This is a genomic window from Solwaraspora sp. WMMD937 (assembly GCF_029581175.1).
Lineage (GTDB): Bacteria > Actinomycetota > Actinomycetes > Mycobacteriales > Micromonosporaceae > Micromonospora_E.
Genome location: NZ_CP120738.1, coordinates 4,465,600 through 4,489,355 on the forward strand (window position 1 = coordinate 4,465,600; position 23,756 = coordinate 4,489,355).

Consider the following 23,756-nt stretch of genomic DNA (forward strand, 5'->3'; position numbering starts at 1 on the left):
GCAAGGGTGGCGGTTCCTGACCAGCCGCGTAGGGTGGAGCACGAGCAACGGTCCCGGTGCGCCTGTCCGGGCCCGTCGACTGGGACAAGGGAGTGAGGCCTGGCTGGTGAGCACCGCCGAAGTTACGGACTGGGAACCGGGCGACGGGCGGGTCTGCACACCCGAGTCGACGGCGACGGCGGCTTCCGAAGCTGTCCCGTTCGATGCCACGGCTGATCCCCGACTGCGGCACGGGGAGCCGACCACACCGTCCACCGCAGCCCCCGGCGGACCGGCCGGGCAGGCCACCGTCGACAACTTCCGCGAAGGGCTGCTGATCTGCGACGGTGCCGGGGTGGTCCGGCAGCTGGACGCCACCGCCCGACGGCTGCTGCCGGAGCTGGTTCTCGGGCAGGTGGCCGCCGCCAGCGGCATCGCCGGGCTGGACCTGGTCTCCTTCGACAGCTCCGCTGCCGCGGAGCTGACCCACCATGGGCATCGGCTGCGGTTGCGCCGGGTTCCCCTGACGCACGACCGGATCGCCTGGTACGTCGACGATACGACCGAGCCCACCGCGCGCGCCGACGCCCTGCTCGCCGAGCGGGCCCGCTGGATGTTCCTGGCCAACGCCAGCCAGCAACTCGGCAACCCACTGCATGAGGACCGGGCGGCTCGGGCCGCCGTGCGGCTCGCGGTGCCGACGCTGGGACAGTTCGCGGTGCTGGTGGTCGCACCCCGCCGTGGTCGCGCCCACTGGTGGCGGGCCAGCGACCCGGGTACCGGTGGAAAACCACCGGTCGACGGCGGCACGATCGCGGTGGACGAGTTGCCGCCGGCGTTCACCGAGGCGTTGCGTGGCGTCGAGGCGACGTCCCTGGACTGGCTTGCCGAGCAACTCGTCGACCTGGGTTGGCTGTTCCCGCCGCCAGGCCGGGACTTCGCCGTACGGGTCGCCGCCCTGCCGGGCAGCACGCATCCGACTGGTGTGCTGCTGGTCGCCCGACCTGGTCCGGTCGGGTACGACGACGCCGATCTGCATCTGTTGCGGGGGTTCGCCGCCCGCGCCGGCTCCGCGCTCGACGCCGCGGTGCTGTACCGCCACCAGGCGGAAATCGCGGAGACCCTGCAGGCTAGCCTGTTGCCGGCGGCGCCCCGACCGGTGCCGGGTGTGCAGTGGGGCACGGCGTACCGGCCGGCCCCTTCGTCGCTGCGTATCGGCGGCGACTTCTACGGCGCGTTCGACCTGCCCGAGCGCGAGGTGCTGTTTTTTCTCGGCGATGTCTCCGGTAAGGGCGTCGAAGCGGCGGTGTTCACCGGTCAGGTACGCCAGGCGCTGCAGGCGCTGCGTAGTGTCGAGACCGATCCGAGACGACTGCTCCGGCTGCTCAACGAGTCGGTCCTGGAGACGACTCAGGCTCAGGGGCAGGGCCGGTTCGCGACGATGGTGCTGGGGTCGGCCCGTCCGGGCCGCGACGGTGGTCTGACGCTCACCCTGGCCGGTGGTGGTCACCTTCCGCCGTTGGTGCTGCGCCGCGACGCTACGGTGCAGACGGTGCCGCTCAGCGGCATGCTGATCGGAGTGGTCCCGCAACCGCGGATCGGTCAGTTGACCGTCGACCTCGCGCCCGGTGAGACGTGCCTGCTCTACAGCGACGGGGTCACCGAGGCCCGTGGTGGGCGGTACGGCATCGAGCAGTATGGTCTCGACCGGCTCACCCAGGCGCTGCAGGGGTGTCATCAGATGCCGGCGCCGGCACTCGCCGAACGGGTGGAGCAGTTGGCGGGGGACTGGCTGGCCGGCCGCGAGCACGACGACATCGCCGTGCTCGCGATTCGCGCTGAGCCGGCCGGCCAGCGGCAGCGGGACCGGCGTCTGCCCGCCGTGCCCGACCCAGGGCCGGAGAACCGACGGTAGTGGTCGCTCCGTCAGCGGTCGAGGCAGGTGGCGCGTACCCGGCCCTGCTGGCCTGCCTGGCGGCCGCAGACGAGGTAGCGGCGCTGGCGTTGGCCGACCAGTTGCTGGCGGCCGGGGTCCCGGCCGAGTCGGTACTGCTGGATCTGATCGCGCCGGCCCAGGTCCAGGTCGGCCGATGGTGGCAGCGCAACGAGTGGTCGGTGGCCCAGGAGCACGCGGCGACGCACATCAGTGAGTTGATGGTCGCCGCGGTCACTACCCGGGCCGCACCCCGGCCGCACCGGGGCAGGGTGATCGTGGCTTGCCTGGACGGGGAGTGGCACGCGCTGCCTCCCCGACTGGTCGCCGAGGTCCTGCGGCTGCGTGGCTGGCAGGTCACGTTTCTGGGCGCAAGTGTGCCAGCCGTGCACCTGATGACCTATCTGCACCGGCACGACCCGGTGGCGGTGGCACTGGCCTGCGCGTTGCCGATGCGTCTGCCGCAGGCACATCGCACCATCCAGGCCTGCCAGCGGGCCGACGTGCCGGTCCTGGTCGGTGGCCGGGGCTTCGGACCCGACGGCCGGTGGGCCCGGGCAATGGGGGTGGCGTGGGCTCCGGACGCCCGGTCCGCGGCGGACCTGCTCGCCGACACCGACGGTGACCTGACCCGGACGTTCGGGGCGACCAGCCGGCTCGGCGGCGAGGAGTACGCCGCGCTGGTGAGCCGGCGCGCGGAGATCATCGACGTCGCGCTGGACGATCTGCGGCACCGGGAACCGTCGACGGCCGGCTACACCACCGGGCAGTGGGACGCGACGGTCGTCGATCTCGGTTACCTGGTGGACTTTCTTTCCGCTGCGGTCTACGTGGACGACTCCACGTTGTTCGTCGAGGCCGTCGACTGGACGACGGAGGTGCTCGGGTCCCGTGGCGTCCCGGTGACAGGCATTCGACGCACCCTAAGTGCATTTGCGAGCACATTGCGTGACTTTCCTCGGGCCTGCCAGTTCCTGCTCGACGGCCGGCGAGCCCTGGACCCCCGCGATCGAAGGTGATTTCCCTGGCGGGGTCGACGGATTCGATGGTTGGCGGTTGATCGACCTGTCCCTTGTGGCGCTGGTCACGGACGTGTTTACCGACTGTTCCCGAAAACGGGCGCAAAGTAATTAACGCAATAATAATCGCGTACTGGCGCAAAAGACATTTAGCTATACCAAGCGCAACTTATCTTCCCTATCCTTCGGGTGTATCCCGGGGATTGAGGAGGTGGCGACATGCGTGACAACGATTGGCTGTGATCCCGGACCTGTTCTATGGACGGTGAGTTATGAGACGCTAACGCGAGGCTCATGTGGATGAAGCTGTCCAGACGAGAAGTGAGGCGACGACGACGGTGCGTGGCGACGGGGTGAATCGGCGACTGACGCCGCTCGTCGGGCTCATCGTCTGCTGTGGCCTGGTGGCGATGGCATGGGCGGTGTCCGGGATCGGCGCACCGCTCAGCCTCCCCGCCCTCTATTACCCCCTGGTGCTCACCAGTCTCGTCGCCGTGGCGAGCGGCTGCACCGTACCGATCCGGATTCGAACCCCGCAGGGCATCTCGCCGACCAGTGCCGCGGTGCTGGTGTCGGTGGCGGTGCTGCCGGTGCACTGGGTGGTCGTGTGCACGGCCGTAGGCGTGGCCGTTGGGCGTTCCGTCGCCCGGTCGGCGCCGGTCAAGGTGGCGTTTGCCACAGCCAAGGAATCGATCGGCGCGCTGGCTGCTGCGGCGGCGGCGACGTGGGCCGGTCTCGCGCCGGTGCTGGGCGGCACCAGCCACCTGACCCGGTCCTGGACCGTCACCGTCGTCTCGCTCTGCGTGGCGGCGCTGGCCTACGCGGCGGTCGACGAGACGTTGCCGGTGCCGGTGGTCGCGCTGGCGGATCGGACGTCCTGGCAGCGGGTCGTGCGCCGGGGTGCTCGGATGCGGGCCGGTGTTAAGGTCGCCACGTTGCTGCTCGCCCTGGCCACGGTGGTCGTGGTGGCGGTCGACGCACGCCTTCTGGTGGCGACCCCGTTGGCGGTCCTGCTGCTGCACTCCAGCTTTCGACGGCGCCTGCATCTGGCCGAGGAACGGTCGGCCTGGCGGCAGCTGGCCGAGACCACCGACGCCCTCAACAACGTGGACCTCGATGCGGTACTGCGCACCGCGTCGTCCGGAGCCGCGCGGCTCTTCTCGGCCCGAATCGTCGAGATCGAGTTCCAGCACGGCCCGCAGCGACGCCTGGTGCAGGGCGATGAGCACGGCCTACGGTACGACGGTCCGGTGGATCAGGCAGGGCCCGGTGTCGACGGTGACCTGCTGACGGTACCGCTCGGCGCCACCGGTGACGCCGAACAGGCCGCCGGTGCGCTGCGGCTCGCCCTCGCCGGCGCGGGCCTGTCCGACCGCGAGCGCTACACGTTGCGTACCTTCGGTGCGGCGCTGACCACCGCGATCCGCAACGCCATCGCCTACGCACAGGTGATCGACCTTGCGTCCCGGCACGAGCACGACGCCACCCACGATCCGCTGACCGGCCTGGCGAACCGTCGACACCTGCGGGAACGACTCACCGCAGCGTTGGCCGACCGGCGTAGCCTGCCGCGTACCGCCCTGGTCTTGATCGATCTTGATCACTTCAAGGAGGTCAACGACACGCTCGGGCACTCCGCCGGTGACCAGGTTCTGGTGGAGGTCGCCCGGCGGCTGGACCGGGCCGCCGCCGGTGACCTCGTCGCCCGACTGGGCGGCGACGAGTTCGCCATTGTGCTCACCGGACACGCGGCACCGGCCCGCGCCGAGCACCAGGCGGCACGGATCCTGCAGGTGCTGCGTGACCCGATGGACCTCGACGGGATCCGGATCAGCCTGCGGGCCAGTGCCGGACTGGCCACGGCGAACGGCAACGCCAGCACCGAGGAGCTGCTGCGGCGGGCGGACGTGGCGATGTACCAGGCCAAGGAGAGCGGCCGCGGGTTGACCAGGTACGACCGTAGCCGGGACACCGCTGACCCGGACCGGCTGGCCCTGCGCGGTGAGCTTCCCGCCGCGCTGGCCGGTCACCACTACGCGGTCGGCTTCGACCCGATCGTCGATCTCGGCAGCGGATCGGCGGTCGCCGCCGAGGCGGTGGTGCGATGGGGCAACACCGACCTCGGTGACCAGCCGGCGGCCAGGATGCTCGCGCTGGTCGAGCGCTCCGGCTGGCTCGCCGAGTTCACCCGGGGGATGTTTGACCGGACACTCGCCGCCACCCGGCTGCTGCGGGACGCCGGCTTCGTGCTTCCCGTGTCCATCGGCATTTCCGCGCGGAGCCTGCTGGATCCCGGATTCCCCGCCGACGTGCGAAACCGGCTGGACATGCACCGCGTGCCAGCCGACCAGTTGATCGTCGAACTCACCGAGACGACCGGGATCAGCTGCCCGGACATGGCGCTGAGCGCCCTGCACCAGCTGCACGACGACGGGGTGCGGATCGCGTTCGCCGGCTTCGGCACCTCCGACGCGCCGCTGTCCGCGCTGCTCCGCATTCCGGTGCACCTGGTGAAGGTCGACCATCGGCTGCTCGCGGTGCCGGAGAACTCGCCGGCAGCGCTGCGGTCGCTGGTCGGCCTGGGTCGCGACCTCGCACACACCGTGGTCGCCGCCGGCGTGTCCACCCCCGGGCAGCGACGGACGCTGTGGGAGCTGGGCTGCGCCGCCGGTCAGGGCAGTTTGTTCGGTCCGGCCGCCGCCGACGTTGACGAGCTGGTCTCGATGCTGCGGCGCGGCCGCGACGGGGTCGTCGGCGCGCTCGCCCCGAGCCTGCATCCGGGGGCGAACATCGTCCGGATGCCGCGGCTGCGTCGGGCCGGATCAGGGTGACAGCGAGCCAAACCGGGTCAGCCCGGCGGCATCCGGACCGGGGCACCGTCGCTACCGACCGGATGGCGGTGCTCCGTCGCGGTGCGGTCGTCGTCTGCTCTGGCGGCGACGACGTCGACGGTGTGCCGCGCACTGTCCTGTCCGGAGAACGGCCAGAGCAGGTCGGCCCGTCGGGCCAACGCGGAAAGCTGCTCGACGGTCAGCCCGCAGGAGGCGACACTGGCCCGCACGTCGGCGCGGTACCGGCCGTCGGGGTCGCGTCGTAGCCGGGTCTCGGCGTGGACCTCGACGGTGTGCGACTCGTCGGTGATCTCGGAGGCCGCCTCGACCGCCGCGTGGTGCAGGCAGGACGCGAACGCTGCGGCCAGCAACTGCTCCGGGGTGAGGCCGCCGCCGTGCGGGGCCAACGGAGAGGCGAGCCGGCTGGAGAACTCACCGTCGTCGGTACGGACCCGACCCGCTTCGGCGGTTGCCGAAGCCTGGTGGACCCAGGGTTCCGAAGCACCCATCACGCCTCCTCCGCGTCCTGCCCGGCGGCTGCGTACCCGTGGGCGCCCCGGCGAAACGCGGGGTGACCTGGCTGGTCGGTCGGCGACACCGAGATCGGGCGGGTGCCGAGGCGGGGCCGGGCAAGCGACGAAGGCGGTGGCGACCACCAGCGGCTATCGTTGACGTTTCGTCAACGGAAGGGTTCTCGTCACTGAGGCTCTCGTCGACGGATCACCACGAGGACGGACACCACAAGAAGAAAGACGCCCTTGCGGCGCCTGACTTCCTCAGCTAACAGCAAGGGGGCACACTTGTCAAGTGCGGTGCAGGCACCTGGGCGTGACAACATCAACGGTGTGGACCAGACCGTCACGGACACCGACCGGCCCGAGGACCTGGACCGGGCCGCCGACCTCGCCGCGGAGCAGCAGTACGTCACCCTGCTGCACGAACAACTGGACGCCCTGCGGGAGATGGCGCAGCAGCGGCTCGTGGCCGCGCTGCGGCAGACCGGTGGCACGCCGCAGGCGCGCTCCGAACGCGAGGCCACGGTGGCGCTGCACACCGAACGGATAGCGCAGTACAGCGCGGTGGAGAACGGACTGTGCTTCGGTCGGCTCGATCTGACCGACGAGGGACACCGCTACATCGGCCGGATCGGACTCTTCGACGAACAGGGCGACTACGAGCCGTTGCTGATCGACTGGCGGGCCCCGGCCGCCCGTCCCTTCTACCTGGCGACCGCGGCGGCGCCGGACGGCGTCCGCCGCCGCCGGCACATCCGTAGCCGGCTGCGGACCGTCACCGCGATCGATGACGAGCTGCTCGATCTGGAACTCGCCCGGAACCACCGGACGAGCACGCTGACCGGTGAGGCGGCGCTGTTCGCTGCGATCACCGCCGGTCGTACCGGGCGGATGAAGGACATCGTCCAGACCATCCAGGCCGAACAGGATGAGATCATCCGGGCACCGGTGGACGGGGCGCTGGTGGTCCAGGGTGGCCCGGGTACCGGTAAGACCGCCGTCGCGCTGCACCGTGCCGCCTACCTCCTCTATACCCACCGCCGGGAGCTGTCCAGCCGAGGCGTGCTGGTGGTCGGGCCGAACGCTACCTTCCTGCGGTACATCGCTCAGGTGCTGCCATCGTTGGCTGAGACCGGGGTGCTGTTGCGTACCCCCGGAGAGCTGTATCCCGGGGTGCGCGCGACCCGGACTGAACCGGACCGGGTCGCGGAGATCAAGGGCCGGGCGGCGATGGCCGAGGTGGTGGCGGCCGCGATCCGGGACCGGCAGGAGGTGCCGGACGAGCCGGTGCTGGTCGAGGTGGACGGCCACCAGTTGCGGATCACCGCGCAGATCTGCGCCGAGGCCCGCGAACGTACCCGCCGGTCGGGACGGCTGCACAACCTGGCCCGTCCATTGTTCGACACCGAGATCGTGCACGCGTTGGCCGATCAGATCGCCGACGAGATCGGCATCGATCCGTACGCGGACGATCCGCTCGGTGGCGACGACGCTCCTGGTGACCCGCAGGTACTGGCCGAGGCCGACCTCGCGGAGATTCGACGGGAGCTGCGCGCCGATGCGGCGCTGCGGTCGGTCCTGGACCGGTTCTGGCCGGTGCTGACTCCGCAGCGGCTGCTCACCGAACTCTTCGCCTCGCCCGAGCGGCTCGCGGCCGCCGCCCCCGACCTCGATCCAGCTGAACGCGACGCGCTGCGCCGCGCCCCGGGCGGTGGCTGGTCCGCGGCAGACGTACCGTTGCTCGACGAGGCGGCCGAGTTGCTCGGTGTCGACGACAGCGCGCAGCAGGCACTCGCCGAGGCTCAGCGCCGCCAGCGGCTCGAGTACGCCGAGGGAGCGTTGGACGTGCTGCGCGGGTCGGAGTCCATCGACGTGGAGGACGAGGCGGAGCCGGAGATCCTCGGCGCGACCGACCTGCTCGACGCCGAGGCGCTGGCGACCCGGCAGGTGGCCGGTGACCACCGGACGGCTGCCGAACGAGCGGCGGCGGACCGTACCTGGACCTTCGGTCACGTCGTCGTCGACGAGGCCCAGGAACTGTCCGCGATGGCGTGGCGCCTGCTGATGCGCCGCTGCCCGAACCGGTCGATGACGATTGTCGGGGATGTGGCCCAGACCGGGGCGTTGGCCGGCGCGGCCTCCTGGGCTCAACTGCTGCGGCCGTATGTGGCGGACCGCTGGAGGCTGGCCGAGCTGACGGTGAGCTACCGCACTCCGGCCGAGATCCTGGCGGTGGCTGGTCGGGTGCTCGGCGCCATCGATCCCGCCGCCTCGGTACCCCGGGCGGTCCGTGAGTCGGGCGTGCCGGTTCGGTGGGAGCGGGTACCCCGGGCCGGCCAGCTCGTTGACCGGCTGGTCGAGCTGATCCGGGCGGAACTGCCCGCGGTCGGCGACGGCCGGCTCGGGGTGATCGTCCCGGTTGGCCGGCACGACGGGTTGGTTGAGCCGGTACGGTCAGCAGTCGACCGGGTCGCGTCCGGCGAGCAGCCTGATCTCGAGTCGCCGGTGGTGGTGCTGACGGTCGCGCAGGTCAAGGGGTTGGAGTTCGACTCGGTCGTGGTAGTGGACCCCGCCGCGATCCTCGCTGACTCGCCACGGGGCCGTAACGATCTGTACGTGGCGCTGACCCGGGCCACCGCGCGGCTGGCGGTGCTGTACCCCGGGGACCTCCCGTCGATTCTCGGCTCGGCCGGCTCCGGCGACGCTGGTCGGCGGGTCGGCTAGCAGGTCGGGTGGGGCGGCGGTCCGGCTCCGTGCGGCGGAGCGAGGAGCCCTCGTGCCGTTGCCGAACCGTTATCTGACCCGGTCGGTGCACCCGGCTCGTCCATCAGCTGTGGACGAGCCGGGTGCACCGCTGGCGGAAAAGGTGATAAACACTGCCGAAACCGCGCAAGCTCGGGTCCGTTTCCGATAGTCGGGAAACGGCGGTGCCGGTGGGGCTGGCGGTGCCCAGAGGGTCGGCCGCGTAGGGTGGTGTACGGCAGCTGTCCGTAAGATGGCGGGCCGGACAACACTCGGTGGCGTCGGCCCTCCCGGGCCGCAGTTGACGGACGTACCGCACGAACTCGACACAGTTGGGAGGTGGCCGGCGTGGAGAACCTGGCCTACCTGGATGCCGGATCCGGCAGCCTGATCGTCCAAGCGGTGGTGGCTGGTGCCGCCGGCATGGTCGTCGCGACCAAGCTCTACTGGCGTCGGCTGGTCAGCCGGTTCCGTAAGCAGCCCACCAAGAAGGACTGAGCGGCCCGGCACCGATGATTTCCGAATCGACCACCTCGACCCCCCGTGACGAGCCCGGCTCGTTCCGGGACCCGGACAACCAGATCTTCTACGCCGACGGCGCGGTGCTCCGCGGCCTGGGACCCCAGGCTGCGAGCGACTGGGCGGCGGTCCGGGACAGCTCCTTCCTGGCGCCGCTGATGGCCGCCGGTAAGGTCGTCGCCACCGAGACCGTCGAGCCGGGGGACCTGCCCGCCGTGGTCGCCGACCGGTGGACGACGGTGCTACGACACGAGCGGGTGCCGTTCGTGTCCTACCCCTACGAGTGGTCCTTCGCTCAACTGCGCGACGCCGCCCGCCTGCACCTGGAGGTGCTGGAGGCGGCGCTCGTCGACGGGGTCACCATGACCGACGGCTCGGCGTACAACCTGCAGTGGCGCGGGGTCGACCCGGTCTTCATCGACGTGGGCTCGTTCCAGCCGGCCGCTGCCGGTGAACCATGGGCCGGCTACCGGCAGTTCTGTCAGACCATGCTCTATCCGTTGATGCTGCAGGCGCATCTGGGCCTGGACTTCCAGCCGTTGCTGCGGGCGCGTATAGACGGCATCGAGTCGGGTCAGATGCGGCGGCTGTTCCGCGGTGCCCGGCGGTGGCGGGCTGGTGTGTTCAAGCACATCCACCTGCACGACGCGATGCAGACCCGGCACGCCTCGGCCAGTACCGGATCGGTGCGGGCGGAGATCCGCGACGCCGGCTTCTCCACCGAACTCGTCCGGGCCACGGTTCGGGCCGTCGCCAAGCTGGTGGACCGCCTGGACTGGGCTCCGCCGGGCAGCCACTGGGTCGACTACCAGCAGACCTGTACGTACTCCGATGCTGACCGGACGGCGAAGACCGCCTTCGTCGACGCCGAGCTCGCCGCACACCGCCCGGGGACGGTGTTCGACCTCGGCGCCAACGACGGCACGTACTCCCGGATCGCCGCCGCCCACGCCGAGCAGGTGGTGGCCGTGGAGAGTGACCCGGCGGTCGTCGACCATCTGTACCGGCGGCTGCGCGCTGACGGGCAACGGCGGATCCTGCCGATCCTGATGGACCTCGCCGACCCGTCGCCCGGCGGTGGCTGGGCCGGTGACGAGCGTACCTCGTTCACCGCCCGGGCCCGGGCGGACACGGTGCTGGCCCTGGCGGTCATCCACCACCTGGCGATCGGGCGCAACGTGCCGCTGCCACGGGTCCTGGACTGGCTGACCGGCCTGCTTCCGGCCGGCGGCGGCACCGGCCAGATGATCATCGAGTTTGTCCACCCGGACGATCCGATGGCCCGGCAACTGCTCGCCAACAAGCCCGCCGGGCTCTTCCCCGACTACCACCGGGCGGAGTTCGAGCGGCTGCTCGCCGAACGGTACGAGATCACCCGGCGGGAGGAACTCCCGTCCGGCACCCGGACGTTGTACGCCGGGGTCCCGCGTGGCTGACGCGGAACCCGGTACCGCTGCGGCGGTACCGGCCCCGCCTACCCGCCGGGCGACGGAGCTGCGTCGGCTGCTGGAGATCGTCGCACTGTGCGGCCTGGTCGTTGCGCAGCCGTTGCTGGACGTCGTCGGGCGCAGCCCGGACTTCTTCCTCTTCCACGGTGCCGGAACGGCCGAGATCCTGCTGCTGGTGGCGTTCTACGTGGTCGTACCGCCTCTGGTCTGCTGGCTGCCCGGCGCGCTGATCGGACTGGCCGGTCCGCCGGTCCGCCGGACCGCTCACCTGGTGACGGTCGGGCTGCTGCTGGTCGCCCTGGCGGTACAGGTCGGCAAGCATCTGCTGCCGATCCGAGGTGTGTCGCTGCTGGCCGCCGCGCTGCTGGCCGGTGCCGCCGTGACCTGGGCCTACCGGCGCTGGGGTGGGCTGGGGCAGCTGCTGCGGCTGGCCGCCGTCGGTCCAGCGGTCTTTGTGGTGCTGTTCGTGTTCACCTCGCCGGCCTCGGCGGTGGTGCTCGGCAGCGAGCGGACCAGCGCCGGGCCCGGCACGGCTACCGGCGACGGCGAGCATCCACCGGTGGTGGTGCTGATCCTCGACGAGCTGCCGCTGTTGTCGCTGCTCGGCCCGGAAGGGCGGATCGACGCCGAACGCTACCCCAACTTCGCCGAGCTGGCCGCCGGCTCGACCTGGTACCGCAACGCCACCGCGGTCAGCGGCTGGACCCCGTACGCGTTGCCGGCGATGCTGTCCGGCCGGTATCCCGAACGCGAGGTGGCACCCCACTACTCCCAGCACCCGGACAACCTGTTCAGCGCGCTCGGCGGCACCTACCAGATCCGGGCGCAGGAGAGCATCACCGAGCTCTGCGCGCCGAGTCGCTGCGAGGCGGAGTCCGCCACGGCGGCCCTGCCGGTGCTGTTCCAGGAGACGGCCGCACTGCTCGGCCAGATCCTGTCGCCGGTGGAAAGTCACGACGACCCGACGGCGAGTTTCCGCGAGCCGACCCGTCGCGACGCCGGCCTCGCCGGTGGCGACGTCCCGACCGACCCCAGGTTCCGGTTCGACGCACTCGACGACAACCAGCCAGCCCGGTTCACCACGTTCATCGACGGGCTGGCAACCCCGGACCAGGGGCCAACGCTGCATTTTCTCCACCTGCTGATGCCGCACGCGCCGTGGAGCTACCTGCCGTCCGGTGTCCGCTACGAGGCTCCCGAGGACTTCCCGAACGAAGGTGCCGGCTGGGTGGAGCTGGCCCGTCAGCGGCACCTGGCCCAGCTCGGCTACACCGACGGACTGATCGGACAGACCCTGGCGGCGCTGCGGTCCAGCGGCCGCTACGACGACGCGCTGCTCGTCGTCACCGCCGACCACGGGGTGAGCTTCACCCTCGGGGAGCAGGGGCGGGGCATGGGTGCGGTGCGGGCCGCGCCGGCCGAGGTGCTGTGGGTGCCGACCTTCGTCAAGGAGCCGGGCCAGCAGGCCGGTCGGGTCGACGACCGTAACTGGGAGCATGTCGACCTGCTGCCGACCATCGCGGCGCACGCGGGCATCGACCTGCCGTTCGAGGTCGACGGCCGATGTGGCAGCTGCCCGCCCCGGGAACGGGCGGACAAGCAGTTCCGGGACGTTCCGGGTCGGCCGGTGACGGTGCCGGGCCCGGCGACGTTCGCCGCCCTGACCACCGGGCAGGCCGGTCCGCCGTTACCCGCGCCGCTGGTGCCGGAGCTGGTCGGTCGCCCGGTCGCCGAACTGCCGGTCACCGACGACGGTGTTCGCGCCACCATCAGCAACGCCGACAGCTACACCGACGTCGACCCGGCAAGCGGTAACCTGCCCGCGCTGGCGTACGGTGAACTGCCCGACCGGGTGAGGACCGGTGCTCCGCTCGCTGTGGCGGTGAACGGGCGGATCGCCACCGTGGTGCCGGCGCTGGCCCCGGACGCTGAGGGGCGGCGATTCGCCGCACTGATCACCGACGAGTCGCTGTGGCGCTCCGGTGACAACCGGGTGGAGATCTTCGAGGTGGTCGGTGACGGTACCGAGCTGCGGCGGCGCACCGACTGACTAGTGCTTTCATCCGTTTCTGGGGTGTTTGGTGGTGTCCGGCCACCGGATCGGGTGACGCATCCCTCACCCTCACCTGCTCGCTGCGGCAGCGCATCACCGCAGGATTACGGTAAGAAATGAGGCACTCGACGAAGATCTGCCGGCGAAGTGAGGGACCATATGACGGATGTGAAGCTGGACCATCCCGGTGGCCAACTGTCGATGCCGGTGCAGCCGGCTATCGAAGGTCCGCCCGGGATCGAGGTCGGGGCGCTGCTGAAGGAGACCGGTCACGTCACGTTCGACCCGGGCTACGTCAACACCGCCTCCTGCGCGTCGGCGATCACCTACATCGACGGCGATGCCGGGATCCTGCGCTATCGGGGCTACCCCATCGACCAACTGGCCGGCAAGGCCTCCTTCCTTGAGGTCAGCTACCTGCTCATCTACGGCGAGCTGCCGACCAGTGACGAGTTGGCCGCTTTCAGTGAGCGGATTCGGCTGCACACGCTGCTGCACGAGGAGATGCGCCGGTTCTTCGACGGCTTTCCCCGGGACGCGCACCCGATGGCGGTGCTCTCCTCCGCAGTGAGTGCGCTGTCGACCTTCTACCAGGACAGCCTGGATCCGTTCGACACCGACCACGTCGAAATCTCCACCGTGCGGCTGATGGCCAAGGTGCCGACCATCGCCTCGTACGCGTACAAGAAGTCGATCGGCCAGCCGCTGCTCTACCCGGACAACGCGCTCGGCTACGTGGAGAACTTCCTGCGGATGACGTTCGGTGTGCCGGCCACCGAGTACCAGGCCGACCCGGTCATCGCGCAGGTGCTGGACATGCTGTTCGTGCTGCACGCCGATCACGAGCAGAACTGCTCGACGTCGACGGTGCGGCTGGTCGGCTCCAGCAACGCCAACCTGTTCGCCTCGGTCTCGGCCGGGGTCAACGCGTTGTTCGGGCCGCTGCACGGCGGTGCCAACCAGGCGGTGCTGGAGATGCTGCAGGAGATTCACGCTTCCGGCGGCGACGTCCAGAACTTCGTCCGGCGGGTGAAGAACAAGGAGGCCGGGGTCAAGCTGATGGGCTTCGGCCATCGGGTCTACAAGAACTACGACCCGCGGGCGGCCATCGTCAAGCAGGCGGCGCAGGACGTGCTGGGCCGGCTGGACAAGCCGGACCCGTTGCTGGACATCGCGATGCAGCTGGAGGAGATCGCGCTCGCCGACGACTTCTTCGTCTCCCGCAAGCTCTACCCGAACGTGGACTTCTACACCGGGCTGATCTACAAGGCGATGGGCTTCCCGCCGAAAATGTTCACCGTGCTGTTCGCCTTGGGTCGACTGCCCGGTTGGATCGCGCAGTGGCGGGAGATGATCGCCGACCCGACCAACAAGATCGGCCGGCCCCGGCAGCTCTACGTCGGTCCGCAGGAGCGTCAGTTCGTCCCAGTCGACCAGCGCTGAACCGCCATCGGCGGGGTCGCCTGCGGCCGCAGGCGACCCCGCCGATGGCGTCGGACGGGTCAGTCGGTGCGCGGGTCGGACGCATAGTCGGGCTCCGGTCAGCCACTAGCGTGGTTCGTCCGCCTTACTGGGTCCGGGCGCAGCCAGACTGCGGCGAAGGGCCCGACCTGCACGACGGCGGACGTCGGCTGACCGTGCAGTGGCGCACCGTCCGCTGTGACGGCCCCGAGGTTGCCGACGTTCGACCCGCCGTACCACTCGGCGTCGGTGTTGATCGTCTCCTGCCAGCGTCCGGACTGCGGCAGTCCGATCCGGTATCCGTGCCGGGGCACTCCAGAAAAGTTGACCACGCAGGCCAGGACGCTACCGTCGCGGCCGTGCCGCAGGAACGAGACGACGTTGGCTCCCCGGTCGGTGTGGTCGATCCACCCGAACCCGTCCGGTGTCACGTCCAGCTCCCACAACGCCGGGCACTGCCGGTAGACCGCGTTCAGGTCCCGGAGCAGGTTGCGTACCCCGCCGACCGCCGGGTCGGCGGCCAGCGACCAGTCGAGCCCGCGCTGTTCGCTCCATTCCTGCTCGTCGGCGAGTTCACTGCCCATGAACAGCAGTTGCTTGCCGGGGAACGCCCACATGTAGGCCAGCAGCCCGCGCAGTCCGGCCAGCCGCTGCCACCGGTCGCCGGGCAGCTTGGCGGTCAGCGAGCCCTTGCCGTGCACCACCTCGTCGTGGCTGATCGGCAGCAGGAACTGTTCAGTGTGCGCGTACGCCGCCGGCCAGGTCATCTCGTCGTGGTGGTGGCTGCGGTGCACCGGGTCGCGGGCCAGGTAGCTCAGCGTGTCGTGCATCCAGCCCATGTTCCACTTGAGTCCGAAGCCGAGCCCACCCCAGTCGGTGGGTCTGGTGACCCCTGGCCAGGCGGTGGACTCCTCTGCGATCATCACGACGCCCGGATTGAGCCGGTACGCGGTGGCGTTGAGCTCCTTGAGCAACTCGATCGCCTCGGTGTGGGCGTTGCCGCCGGAGTCGTTGGGCAGCCACTGGCCCGGCCCTCGCGAGTAGTCCAGGTAGAGCATCGAGGCGACCGCGTCGACCCGTAGCCCGTCGATGTGGAACTCCTCCAGCCAGTACAGGGCGTTGGCGACGAGGAAGTTGCGTACCTCCCGCCGGCCGTAGTCAAAGATCAGGCTGCCCCAGTCGGGGTGCTCGCCACGGCGCGGATCCGGGTGTTCGTACAGCGCGGTGCCGTCGAACCGGGCCAGGGCCCAGGCATCGCGGGGGAAGTGCGCCGGGACCCAGTCCAACAGGACCCCGATACCGGCGCCGTGTAGTCGGTCGACCAGATGCCGGAAGTCGTCCGGCGTGCCGAACCGGGAGGTCGGCGCGTAGTAGCCGGTCACCTGGTACCCCCAGGAGCCGCCGAACGGATGCTCCATCACCGGCATGAACTCCACGTGGGTGAAGCCCAGGTCCGACACGTAGGAGACCAGTTGGTCGGCCAGCTCCCGGTAGCTGAGCCCGGGTCGCCACGAGCCGAGGTGCACCTCGTAGACGGACATCGGCCGGGCGTGGTGGTCACCGCGTCGGTTGCGCAACCAGTCCGCGTCCTGCCAGACGTACCCGGACTGGTACACCACCGAGGCCGTCCGGGGCGGCACCTCGGTGGCCTGCGCCATCGGGTCGGCCCGGTCCGCCCAGGAGCCGTCGGCCCCCTGGACACGGTACTTGTACCGTTGCCCGGCGACGACGCCCGGCACGAAGCCGGCCCACACGCCACCGGATCCGAGCCGGTCCAGTTCCTGGCCTTCGTACGGGCCCCAGCCGGGGCCGTCGCCGATCACCCGGACCCGGCGGGCGTTCGGCGCCCACACCGCGAACCGGCAACCGCCGGGCAGCGGGTGAGCACCGAGCATCCGCCACAGTTGTTCGTGGCGTCCTTCGGCGAACAGGTGCAGGTCGATGTCGCCGATCGTCTCGGTCAGGGCAGCCTCCCGGGTAGCGGTCATCTGCTCCCCGCGCCGGCGAGGAGGTTTCCGTCCGGGATGACGATAGTGGCCTTTCCGTGCGCCATTCGGGCGGCCGCCCGTTCGGTGGCGAACGCCGAGGACTGGACGATCGCGGCGGAGTAGGTCGCCGCGGTGCGGTGCGCGATCGCCGCCCAGCCGTACTGGTCGTGGACCATCCGACGGGCCTGCCGGGCCACCCGCCGGGCCAGCGTCGTGTCGGCCAGCAGGGTACCGACCGCGTTGGCCAGTCCGTCCGGATCCTTGGGTTGGAAGGTCATTCCGGTGACCCCGGGTTCGACGATCTCGGCGAGTCCGCCGGTGGCCGACACGGCCAGCGGCGCGCCGGCCGCGGCGCCCTCCAACGCCACCATGCCGAACGGTTCGTAGACGCTGGGCACCGCGAAGCAGTCCGACGCCGCCATCAACGCCGGCAGGTCGGTGCCGCCGAGGAAGCCGGGCAGCGTGACCGCGTCGCGTAGCCCGAGCCGGTCGATGTCGGCCTCCAGTTCGGCGCGGTACGGACCGTCGCCAGCGATCACCAACCGGACGTTCGGGTGCTGGCGGCGTAGCCGGGGCAGCGCGGCGATCAGGTGCTGGACGCCTTTCTCGTAGACCAGCCGGCCGACGAACGACACCAGCGGCCCGTCGCCGGCGAACCGTGCCCGGGCGGCGGTGACCGCGTCCGTCGGCACCTGCCAGCGGCGGGCGTCCACCCCGTTGGCCACCACGTCGACCCGGTCCGGGCGCACCCCGAACAGGCTCAGCACCTCGTCGCGCATGTACGCCGAGCAGGTGATCACCCGGCCGGACTCGTGGCCGAGCCAGTGTTCGATGGAGTGGATGGACTTGTTCATCTCGTCGGGGAGCCAGCCCTGGTGGCGGCCGGCTTCGGTGGCGTGGATGGTGGCGACGAGGGGGATGTCGAGGTGTTCGGTGAGGGTGATGGCGGTGTGGGTGACGAGCCAGTCGTGGGCGTGGATGACGTCGTATTCGGCGGTCTGGGTGGCGCGGAGTGCGGCGCGGGTGAGGGTGTGGTTGAAGGCCATGGTCCAGGCGAGGAGGCTGGGGGTGGCCAGGGGGAACAGGGGTGGGTCCTCGGCGGCGCGGATGATGCGGACGCCGTCGGCGTATTCCTCGAGGGGGGCGCCGGGGGCGTGGCGGGTGACGACGGTGACCTCGTGGCCGGCGTTGGCCAGGGCGACGGAGAGGGCGTGTACGTGTCGACCCAGTCCGCCCACCAGCACCGGTGGGTACTCCCAGGACAGCATCAGGATCCGGCGGCGTCCGTCGGCGGCGTCGCCGGCGGCCGGCAGCGGCGGGTGCGGTCGGGACGTCGGGACCGGACGGCACAGGCCGTCCTGAGTGACCAGTGCGTTGGCGAACTGGTCGCCGACCCGCAGGGGCATCGCGATCTTCTCCATCCATTTCGAACAGGTGCGGGTGCGCCGGCGCCGGTGACGGCAGGACAGGCGGTGAGAGGGTGTTGAAGCGGTGATCTGGTGCTGCGCGACGAGGTCGAGCGGCGGCCGATGGCCGTGGCGCGAGTGAGAAAAGGTGGCCGACGGCCGGTGGCGGGCGGGCTGCCACGCTGCGGTGCGTGGTACCGCCGTACTCAAGGAAACGACATCCGGACCGGATCCGCATCCCGTAGGTACCGGAGGTGACCGAAGACACTCGGTCCCGGGTCGCCGGTGCCCCTGATGCCCGGCCGGCCGGCGGTCAGCGGCGGCAGAGTGCCAGCGGACCCGGTCGGTCGGGGGCCGGGTCCACCGGGTCGGCGGTGTCGGTCACCGCCGTCGGCGGTGCCAGCAGCAGGATCCCGACACCGGCGGTGCCGCAGGCGCACACCAGCAGCACCATCGCGACCGGTCCGTCGGCGAAGCGTTCCCCGAACAGGGCCACCCCGATCACCGCTGACGCGACCGGGTTGGCCAGCGTGACCGTGGCCAGCGGCGCGCCGAGGCCGCCGCCGCGGTAGGCGAGCTGTGACAGCAGCACCCCGGCGATGGCCATTGCGGCGACGGCCGGCACGGTCGGGCCGATCAGGGCGGCCGCTGCGTGTTCGGCGTACTCGCGGGTCACCGCGTGGGTCAGCGCGGACGCGACGGCGAACGCGATGCCGGCGCCGGTGGCGTACAGCAGGCTCCGGGGCACCGGACGGCGCAGTGCCGCGGTGCCGGCGATCATCGCGGTGAGCACGACGGCGCTGGCCACGATCAGGACGGTGCCGTCCGCTGAGGTCATCCCGTCGCCGCTGCCCGGCACCGTCAGGCTGAGCAGCAGGAGCAGACCGAGTACGGTCGCCGCGGCACCGACCCACTGCCGGGCGGCGACCCGCCGGGCGGCGAACGCGGCGCCGATCGGCAGGGCCAGCACGAGCGTCAGGACGCCGAGCGGCTGTACCACCGACAGGGGGCCGTACGCGAGCGCCGCCACGTGCAGAAGCGCGCCGGCGGCGTTCAGCGCCACCGACAGCCACCAGCGCCGGGCACTTAGCAGCGCCCGGACGATCGCCCGCCAGGGGGTCTGGGCCCCGAGCCGGACGGCGAGCCGTTCCTGGACCACGGCGCCGAGGGCGTACGCGAGGGCCGAGGCGACAGCGAAGGCCACGGAGATCAGTAAGTCGGTCACGACCGGGCCCGTCGGCACCCTTGGCGCGTCATCGTCCCATGATCCCTCACCCGACGCCGGTCACCCTCACCCCGTCGGGGGGCAGCTGTCTCCGTCTCACGAAGTACCTCGGCGCCGGGGTTCCTCCGTCTGACGGAGGACGGAACCGGAGTGAATCTCCGGGTGGTGGCCAGAACGCTCAGGCCAAGACGACGACCAGCCCGGCGAGTGCGACCAGGAGGAGGAGTCCGAGGACCGCCTGGAACAGCAGTGCCGGACCGAGGTGCGACCAGACGGTCGGGGTCCGTGGGGTGAGGAACTGACCGGTGGTGAGGTTGACGATGCGTTCCACCCGGGGCGGCAGCTCGGGATCCTTCTGCCGGCGTACCGTCACCTGCACGTGGTCGGACGGGTCGAGGGCGCTCTGCGGCACATGTCCGTGAATCTCCATCTCGCACAGCACCCCGGCGGTGTCCCGGATGTGCAGGGGGGTCACCAGGAACTCGGGTCCGTTACGCAGTTCCTTCCACTTGCGGCGAGCGGCGGTGGAGCCGCTTCCGGCCAGGCGGATCGAGGCGAGCACCGCGCCGAGCGCTCGGATCACCCCAGCCGCCGCGAGGACCCCGATCAGGATGGGCTGACCGACTTTGATCGGCCGCGAGTAGCCACCGACCAGACGGACCACATGTCCGGTGATGATCGGCCCGCGCCGGTGGACGGCTCGCTCGGGGAAGAGTTCGGGATCCATCCATCACCACCCAATGTTTGCTCTTGTTCACACATTGTATCGAGATGGTCGAGTGAATGCTGTGAATGAATGGGCTCATGGGGAAGGTGGTGGTTGATTTGAGGTGATTAGTCGAGCTGTCCGGGTATGCCGGCGGAGAAAGGAGGGGGTACGTCATGGATCTGTCCTTCCTGCGGCCGCTCTACGCCCGGCCCGGACCGTGGGCGTCGGTATACCTGGACGCCTCACACGACACCGAGGACGCGGTGGACGCGCTCGAACTGCGCTGGCGGGCGCTGCGTGATCAGCTGAACCGGCAGGGCGCCGATCCGGCGACTGTCGTGGCGCTGGGCGCGGCGGTGACCCGGCATGTGCCCCGTGCCGGTGAGTACGGCCTCGCGCTCAGCGCCGCCAGCGGCGACGTGGTGCTGCACAACTACCTGCCGGCACCGCCCCCGCATGACCTCGCCACGGTCGGCCCGCTGCCGCACGCGATGCCGCTGGTCGCCCAGCGGGGCGAGGAAATCAGTTGGCTGCGGGTCCTGGTCAGTCGCACCGGGGCTGAGATCGACGCGGTCAGCGCCGGCGGGTTGCCCCGGCAGGCCGGCGTCGACGGTCCGGCCGCCCACCCGATCCGCAAGGTCAAACCGGGGGCCTGGTCCCAGGCCCGGTTCCAGCGGGCGGCCGAGGTGTCGTGGCGACGCAACGCCGGTGCCAGCGCCGCGGCGACGGCGGCATTGGCCGACCAGATCGGCGCCGAGGTGCTGGTGGTCGCCGGCGACCCGGATGCACGCCAGCTCATCGTCGGCCAGCTGCCGAGGCGCTGGCAGTCGCGTACGGTGCAGACCGATGCCGGGTCGCGGGCGGTGGGTGCCGACCCCGAGCCGTTGACCGAGGCCACCATCCAGGCCATCGCCGCGGTGGCCGCCGAGCATACCGACCGGGCACTTGATCGCTACGGCGCGCAACAGGGTCGGGGCGATGGGCTGCCCGCCGTGGTCGACGCGCTGCAGCGGGCTCAGGTCGACACGCTGCTGCTGGTCGACGACCCCTCCTCGACCCAGCGGGTCTGGATCGGTCCCGAGCCGACCCAGATCGCCCTGGACCCGGCCGACCTGGCCGTGATGGCGGTGGACGAGCCCTGCGAGGTCCGCGCCGACGCGGCGCTGCTGCGCGCGCTGGCGGCCACCGACGCCGATCTGGTGCTGGTCGGTCCCGGTGACGCGGATCTGGCCGGCGGGGTCGGCGCCGTTCTGCGGTACTCCGATCCGGTCACCAGCTGAGCGCACCGCCGGTGCGTCGGTCGCAGTCCTCGGCGTGGAATTTTCATGGCATTCGGATCGGGTGGCGTCGTCACTGCCAGTAGGGTCCGGCTTAGTGAGGGCGTCCGTCCGGTGCTGGACCGGACTCGCGACCCGATCAAAGTGCCGGAATGCGGAGCTCAGGGCCGGATCACCGGGGAGGGGCGAAATGTCCGGACAAAGGCGTACGGTAACTCGCTCGGAACACGCGCTGGAGGACCTCGACGGAGCAGCTCTGTCCTACGCGGCCCGATTCGCCGACCAGGCTGAGAATCGGCGCCGGGATCTGCGGGAGGAGCTCGTCCAGCTGGCCCTGCCGTTCGCCGGACGGCTGGCCCGGCGTTACCGCGGTCGCGGCGAGCCGCTGGAGGATCTCGAGCAGGTCGCCCGGCTCGGGCTGGTCAAGGCGGTGGACCGCTACGACCCAGACCGTGGCTCGTTCACCGCCTACGCGGCGGTGACCATCACCGGAGAGATCAAACGCCACTTCCGGGACCGGACCTGGGGCGTGCACGTGCCCCGCCGGCTGCAGGATCTCACCATCGAGGTGAGCCAGGCGACCGCGGTGCTGACCAGCGAGCTGTCCCGGTCGCCGACCGTCGCCGAGCTCGCCGAGCGGCTGGACATTTCCGAAGAGGACATCCTCGCGGCCCTGGAATCCGCCGCCGGCTACACACCCGCGTCGCTGAACGGGCCGGTCGGCGACGACGGACCCGCCGAGCTGGGCGACATGTTCGGCGCCCTCGACGCCGACCTGGAGTCCGTCGACGACCGGCTGACGGTCAGCGGGCTGCTCTACCGGCTGCCGGCCCGGGAACGCCGGATCCTCGCCATGCGCTTCTACGGCAACTACACCCAGTCGGACATCGCCGCCGAGTTCGGCATCTCCCAGATGCATGTCTCCCGGCTGCTGTCCCGGACCCTGACCTGGCTGCGCCAGGCGATGCTGACCGACGCCCCGCCCCGGTGGGAGTCCGGGATCGCCCAGCCGGAGCCGGCCGACGTCGCGCTGACCGTCTCCGTCCGGCGCGTCGACGGCCGGACCGAGATCGGCTTGACCGGCGAACTCGACCGGGAGGCGGCCGAACGGGTCCGCGTCGGACTGGTCGACGCGGTCCGGGCCGCCGGCCCCGACGCCGAGGTCCTGGTCGACTTGGACGGCGTCGGCTTCGTCGACGCCGCCGGCATCGCCGCGTTGCTGGCCAGCCACGAGGCCGCCCGCCGGGCGGCGGTACGGCTACGGTTCGCCCGGCCCCAGCCCTATGTGCGACGCAGCCTGACCGTGGCCGGACTGGCACCGCTGTTCGCCGTGGTCTGAGCCGGCCTCGCCCCGCTACCTCGATCGGGGGAACCGGTGCCGGCCGGCGCTGACGGCGTTACCGGCGCCGATAGCGTGCCGACCGTGAAACAACGTGGAAACCGCCTGGTCGCGGCGATCGTCGCAGGCGCGGGCACGTTCGCCTTCGGCATCTCCGGAGCCGGCGACGACACGTCGAACTCCGGTGCCATCGCACTGGTCGGGTTGGTGGTCGGTCTGATCGTGTTCCACGCCACCAAGCCGAGTGCGGGAAGCAAGTAACCCGGTCGGCGGATTCGGTTGGGCTCGGCGTCAGCCGGCGGCCGCGGTGGTCGCCAGCGCCCGCCGGTGCTGGCCCAACGGGGGCCGTTCCTGGACCGACACGTCGCTGACGACGATCTCGCGTTCCAGATTGCTCAGTGCCTCGGCCTCGCCGCGCCGGAACTGGGTGAGCAGGCCGCCGGGCGGACGCTCCGAGATTACCCAGCCCTTTCGGTAGAGCCGCGACCAGGCGGTCAACAGGATCTGGGCGGACATCCGCCCCAACGCCTCGGTGCTCTGGTGCCGGTGCCGCCGCTCGCCGAGATCGACCTGAGCCAGGGAATCCAGCCCACAGACGTCGAGCAGGTCGATCAGCATCGCGGTCTCCACCCCGTAGCCGGAGACGAACGGAATCTGTTCCAGCACGTCGCGTCGGCCGGCGTACTCGCCGGCCAACGGCTGGACGAATCCCGACAGGTCCGGCCAGAAGAGGTTGAACAGCGGTCGAGCCATTATCTCCGTGACCCGGCCACCGGCATCCGCCTCGACGTCACTCGACCGCACCAGCGGCCGATGGTAGAAGCCCTTGACGAAGCTGACCGACTCATCGGTGAGCAGCGGGCCGAGCAGCCCGGTCACGAAGGCCGGCTGGAACTCCCGCAGGTCGGCGTCGACGAAGGCGATCAGATCCCCGTCGGTGGCAGCCAGCCCGGCCCAGAGCGCGTCACCCTTGCCCTCCAGTCGCGGCAGCCCCCGGGTCATCTCGTCCTGGCCGACGACCCGGGCGCCGGCGGCGGCGGCCACGGCCGCCGTGCTGTCGTCGGACCGGGAGTCGACCACCACCACGTCGTCGACCAGCGGCACCCGGTCCACCAGGTTTCCGACGATCGACTCGACGATGGCGCCGACGGTGGCCTCCTCGTTGCGGGCCGGCAGCACGACGCTCACCTGCCGGCCGGTCCTGGCCTTGGCCATGGCCAGTTCCCAGGGCGTCCACCGGCCCGCCGTCCCGGTGCGACGGGCGGTCCAGTCCGCAACCGTGGGAGCGACGGCCGTTCGCGCGTACCCCATG

General features: G+C 70.9%; 16 protein-coding genes and 1 pseudogene. 11 read left to right on the forward strand and 6 right to left on the reverse strand.

Going from position 1 to position 23,756, the window contains the following annotated elements; genetic code table 11:
• Nucleotides 1–106: 106 nt before the first annotated feature.
• From O7621_RS19825 to O7621_RS19835, 3 genes are all read left to right on the forward strand, one after another.
• A complete protein-coding gene (locus O7621_RS19825) occupies nt 107–1,894 on the forward strand; it encodes a SpoIIE family protein phosphatase (RefSeq protein WP_282230631.1) in 1,788 nt (595 codons plus the stop codon).
• Entirely contained in the window at nt 1,894–2,931 is a 1,038-nt protein-coding gene (locus O7621_RS19830) for a cobalamin-dependent protein (RefSeq protein ID WP_282230632.1), read from the forward strand. Before O7621_RS19825 ends, O7621_RS19830 begins: the two co-directional genes overlap by 1 nt.
• 353 nt (nt 2,932–3,284) lie before the next feature.
• The gene (locus O7621_RS19835; RefSeq protein ID WP_282230633.1) at nt 3,285–5,762 is read left to right on the forward strand and encodes an EAL domain-containing protein; all 2,478 of its coding nucleotides are present in this window, start codon (nt 3,285–3,287) and stop codon (nt 5,760–5,762) included.
• A 110-nt stretch (nt 5,763–5,872) separates the two neighbouring features.
• Here O7621_RS19835 and O7621_RS19840 read toward each other — a convergent pair.
• Nucleotides 5,873–6,271 (reverse strand): annotated as a pseudogene (locus tag O7621_RS19840) (OsmC family protein); the annotation flags it as partial.
• A gap of 375 nt (nt 6,272–6,646) precedes the next feature.
• Here O7621_RS19840 and O7621_RS19845 point away from each other — a divergent pair.
• The 5 genes from O7621_RS19845 (at nt 6,647) to O7621_RS19865 (ending at nt 14,482) form a co-directional block, all read left to right on the forward strand.
• Nucleotides 6,647–9,001 carry an ATP-binding domain-containing protein gene (locus tag O7621_RS19845; protein ID WP_282234663.1) on the forward strand — a complete coding sequence of 785 codons (2,355 nt, stop codon included), beginning with the start codon at nt 6,647–6,649 and terminating at the stop codon, nt 8,999–9,001.
• Nucleotides 9,002–9,358: 357 nt separating this feature from the next.
• The gene (locus O7621_RS19850; RefSeq protein ID WP_158632100.1) at nt 9,359–9,517 is read left to right on the forward strand and encodes a hypothetical protein; all 159 of its coding nucleotides are present in this window, start codon (nt 9,359–9,361) and stop codon (nt 9,515–9,517) included.
• 14 nt (nt 9,518–9,531) lie between these two features.
• Nucleotides 9,532–10,974, forward strand: coding sequence for a methyltransferase (locus tag O7621_RS19855; RefSeq protein WP_282230635.1), 1,443 nt, complete (start codon nt 9,532–9,534; stop codon nt 10,972–10,974).
• Nucleotides 10,967–13,036, forward strand: a complete 2,070-nt coding sequence (locus O7621_RS19860; protein WP_282230636.1) for a sulfatase-like hydrolase/transferase — start codon at nt 10,967–10,969, stop codon at nt 13,034–13,036. Before O7621_RS19855 ends, O7621_RS19860 begins: the two co-directional genes overlap by 8 nt.
• A 162-nt stretch (nt 13,037–13,198) precedes the next feature.
• On the forward strand, nt 13,199–14,482 hold the full coding sequence (locus O7621_RS19865; RefSeq protein ID WP_123601467.1) for a citrate synthase: 1,284 nt from the start codon (nt 13,199–13,201) through the stop codon (nt 14,480–14,482).
• Between the two features lie 98 nt (nt 14,483–14,580).
• On the opposite strand, the gene glgB is transcribed toward O7621_RS19865, so the two are convergent.
• The 4 genes from glgB to O7621_RS19885 all read right to left on the reverse strand — a co-directional run bounded on the left by glgB (nt 14,581) and on the right by O7621_RS19885 (nt 19,846).
• On the reverse strand, nt 14,581–16,488 hold the full coding sequence (gene glgB, locus O7621_RS19870; RefSeq protein WP_282230637.1) for a 1,4-alpha-glucan branching protein GlgB: 1,908 nt from the start codon (nt 16,486–16,488) through the stop codon (nt 14,581–14,583).
• A complete protein-coding gene (locus O7621_RS19875) occupies nt 16,485–17,756 on the reverse strand; it encodes a glycosyltransferase family 4 protein (protein WP_282234664.1) in 1,272 nt (423 codons plus the stop codon). Before O7621_RS19875 ends, glgB begins: the two co-directional genes overlap by 4 nt.
• A 451-nt stretch (nt 17,757–18,207) precedes the next feature.
• Nucleotides 18,208–19,119: a DMT family transporter gene (locus tag O7621_RS19880; protein WP_282230638.1), complete on the reverse strand. Its 912-nt coding sequence runs from the start codon at nt 19,117–19,119 to the stop codon at nt 18,208–18,210.
• 178 nt (nt 19,120–19,297) lie between these two features.
• Nucleotides 19,298–19,846, reverse strand: coding sequence for a hypothetical protein (locus O7621_RS19885; protein WP_282230639.1), 549 nt, complete (start codon nt 19,844–19,846; stop codon nt 19,298–19,300).
• Nucleotides 19,847–20,001: 155 nt separating this feature from the next.
• Between O7621_RS19885 and O7621_RS19890 the strand changes: the two genes are divergently transcribed.
• The 3 genes from O7621_RS19890 to O7621_RS19900 all read left to right on the forward strand — a co-directional run bounded on the left by O7621_RS19890 (nt 20,002) and on the right by O7621_RS19900 (nt 22,705).
• Complete coding sequence (locus O7621_RS19890; protein ID WP_282230640.1) at nt 20,002–21,108, forward strand: Vms1/Ankzf1 family peptidyl-tRNA hydrolase; 1,107 nt, start codon at nt 20,002–20,004, stop codon at nt 21,106–21,108.
• A 187-nt stretch (nt 21,109–21,295) separates the two neighbouring features.
• On the forward strand, nt 21,296–22,444 hold the full coding sequence (locus O7621_RS19895; RefSeq protein ID WP_282230641.1) for a SigB/SigF/SigG family RNA polymerase sigma factor: 1,149 nt from the start codon (nt 21,296–21,298) through the stop codon (nt 22,442–22,444).
• A gap of 84 nt (nt 22,445–22,528) precedes the next feature.
• Entirely contained in the window at nt 22,529–22,705 is a 177-nt protein-coding gene (locus tag O7621_RS19900; RefSeq protein ID WP_158632101.1) for a hypothetical protein, read from the forward strand.
• Between the two features lie 30 nt (nt 22,706–22,735).
• Here O7621_RS19900 and O7621_RS19905 read toward each other — a convergent pair whose 3' ends face one another.
• Nucleotides 22,736–23,755 carry a glucosyl-3-phosphoglycerate synthase gene (locus tag O7621_RS19905; RefSeq protein ID WP_282230642.1) on the reverse strand — a complete coding sequence of 340 codons (1,020 nt, stop codon included), beginning with the start codon at nt 23,753–23,755 and terminating at the stop codon, nt 22,736–22,738.
• Nucleotide 23,756: the final 1 nt, after the last annotated feature.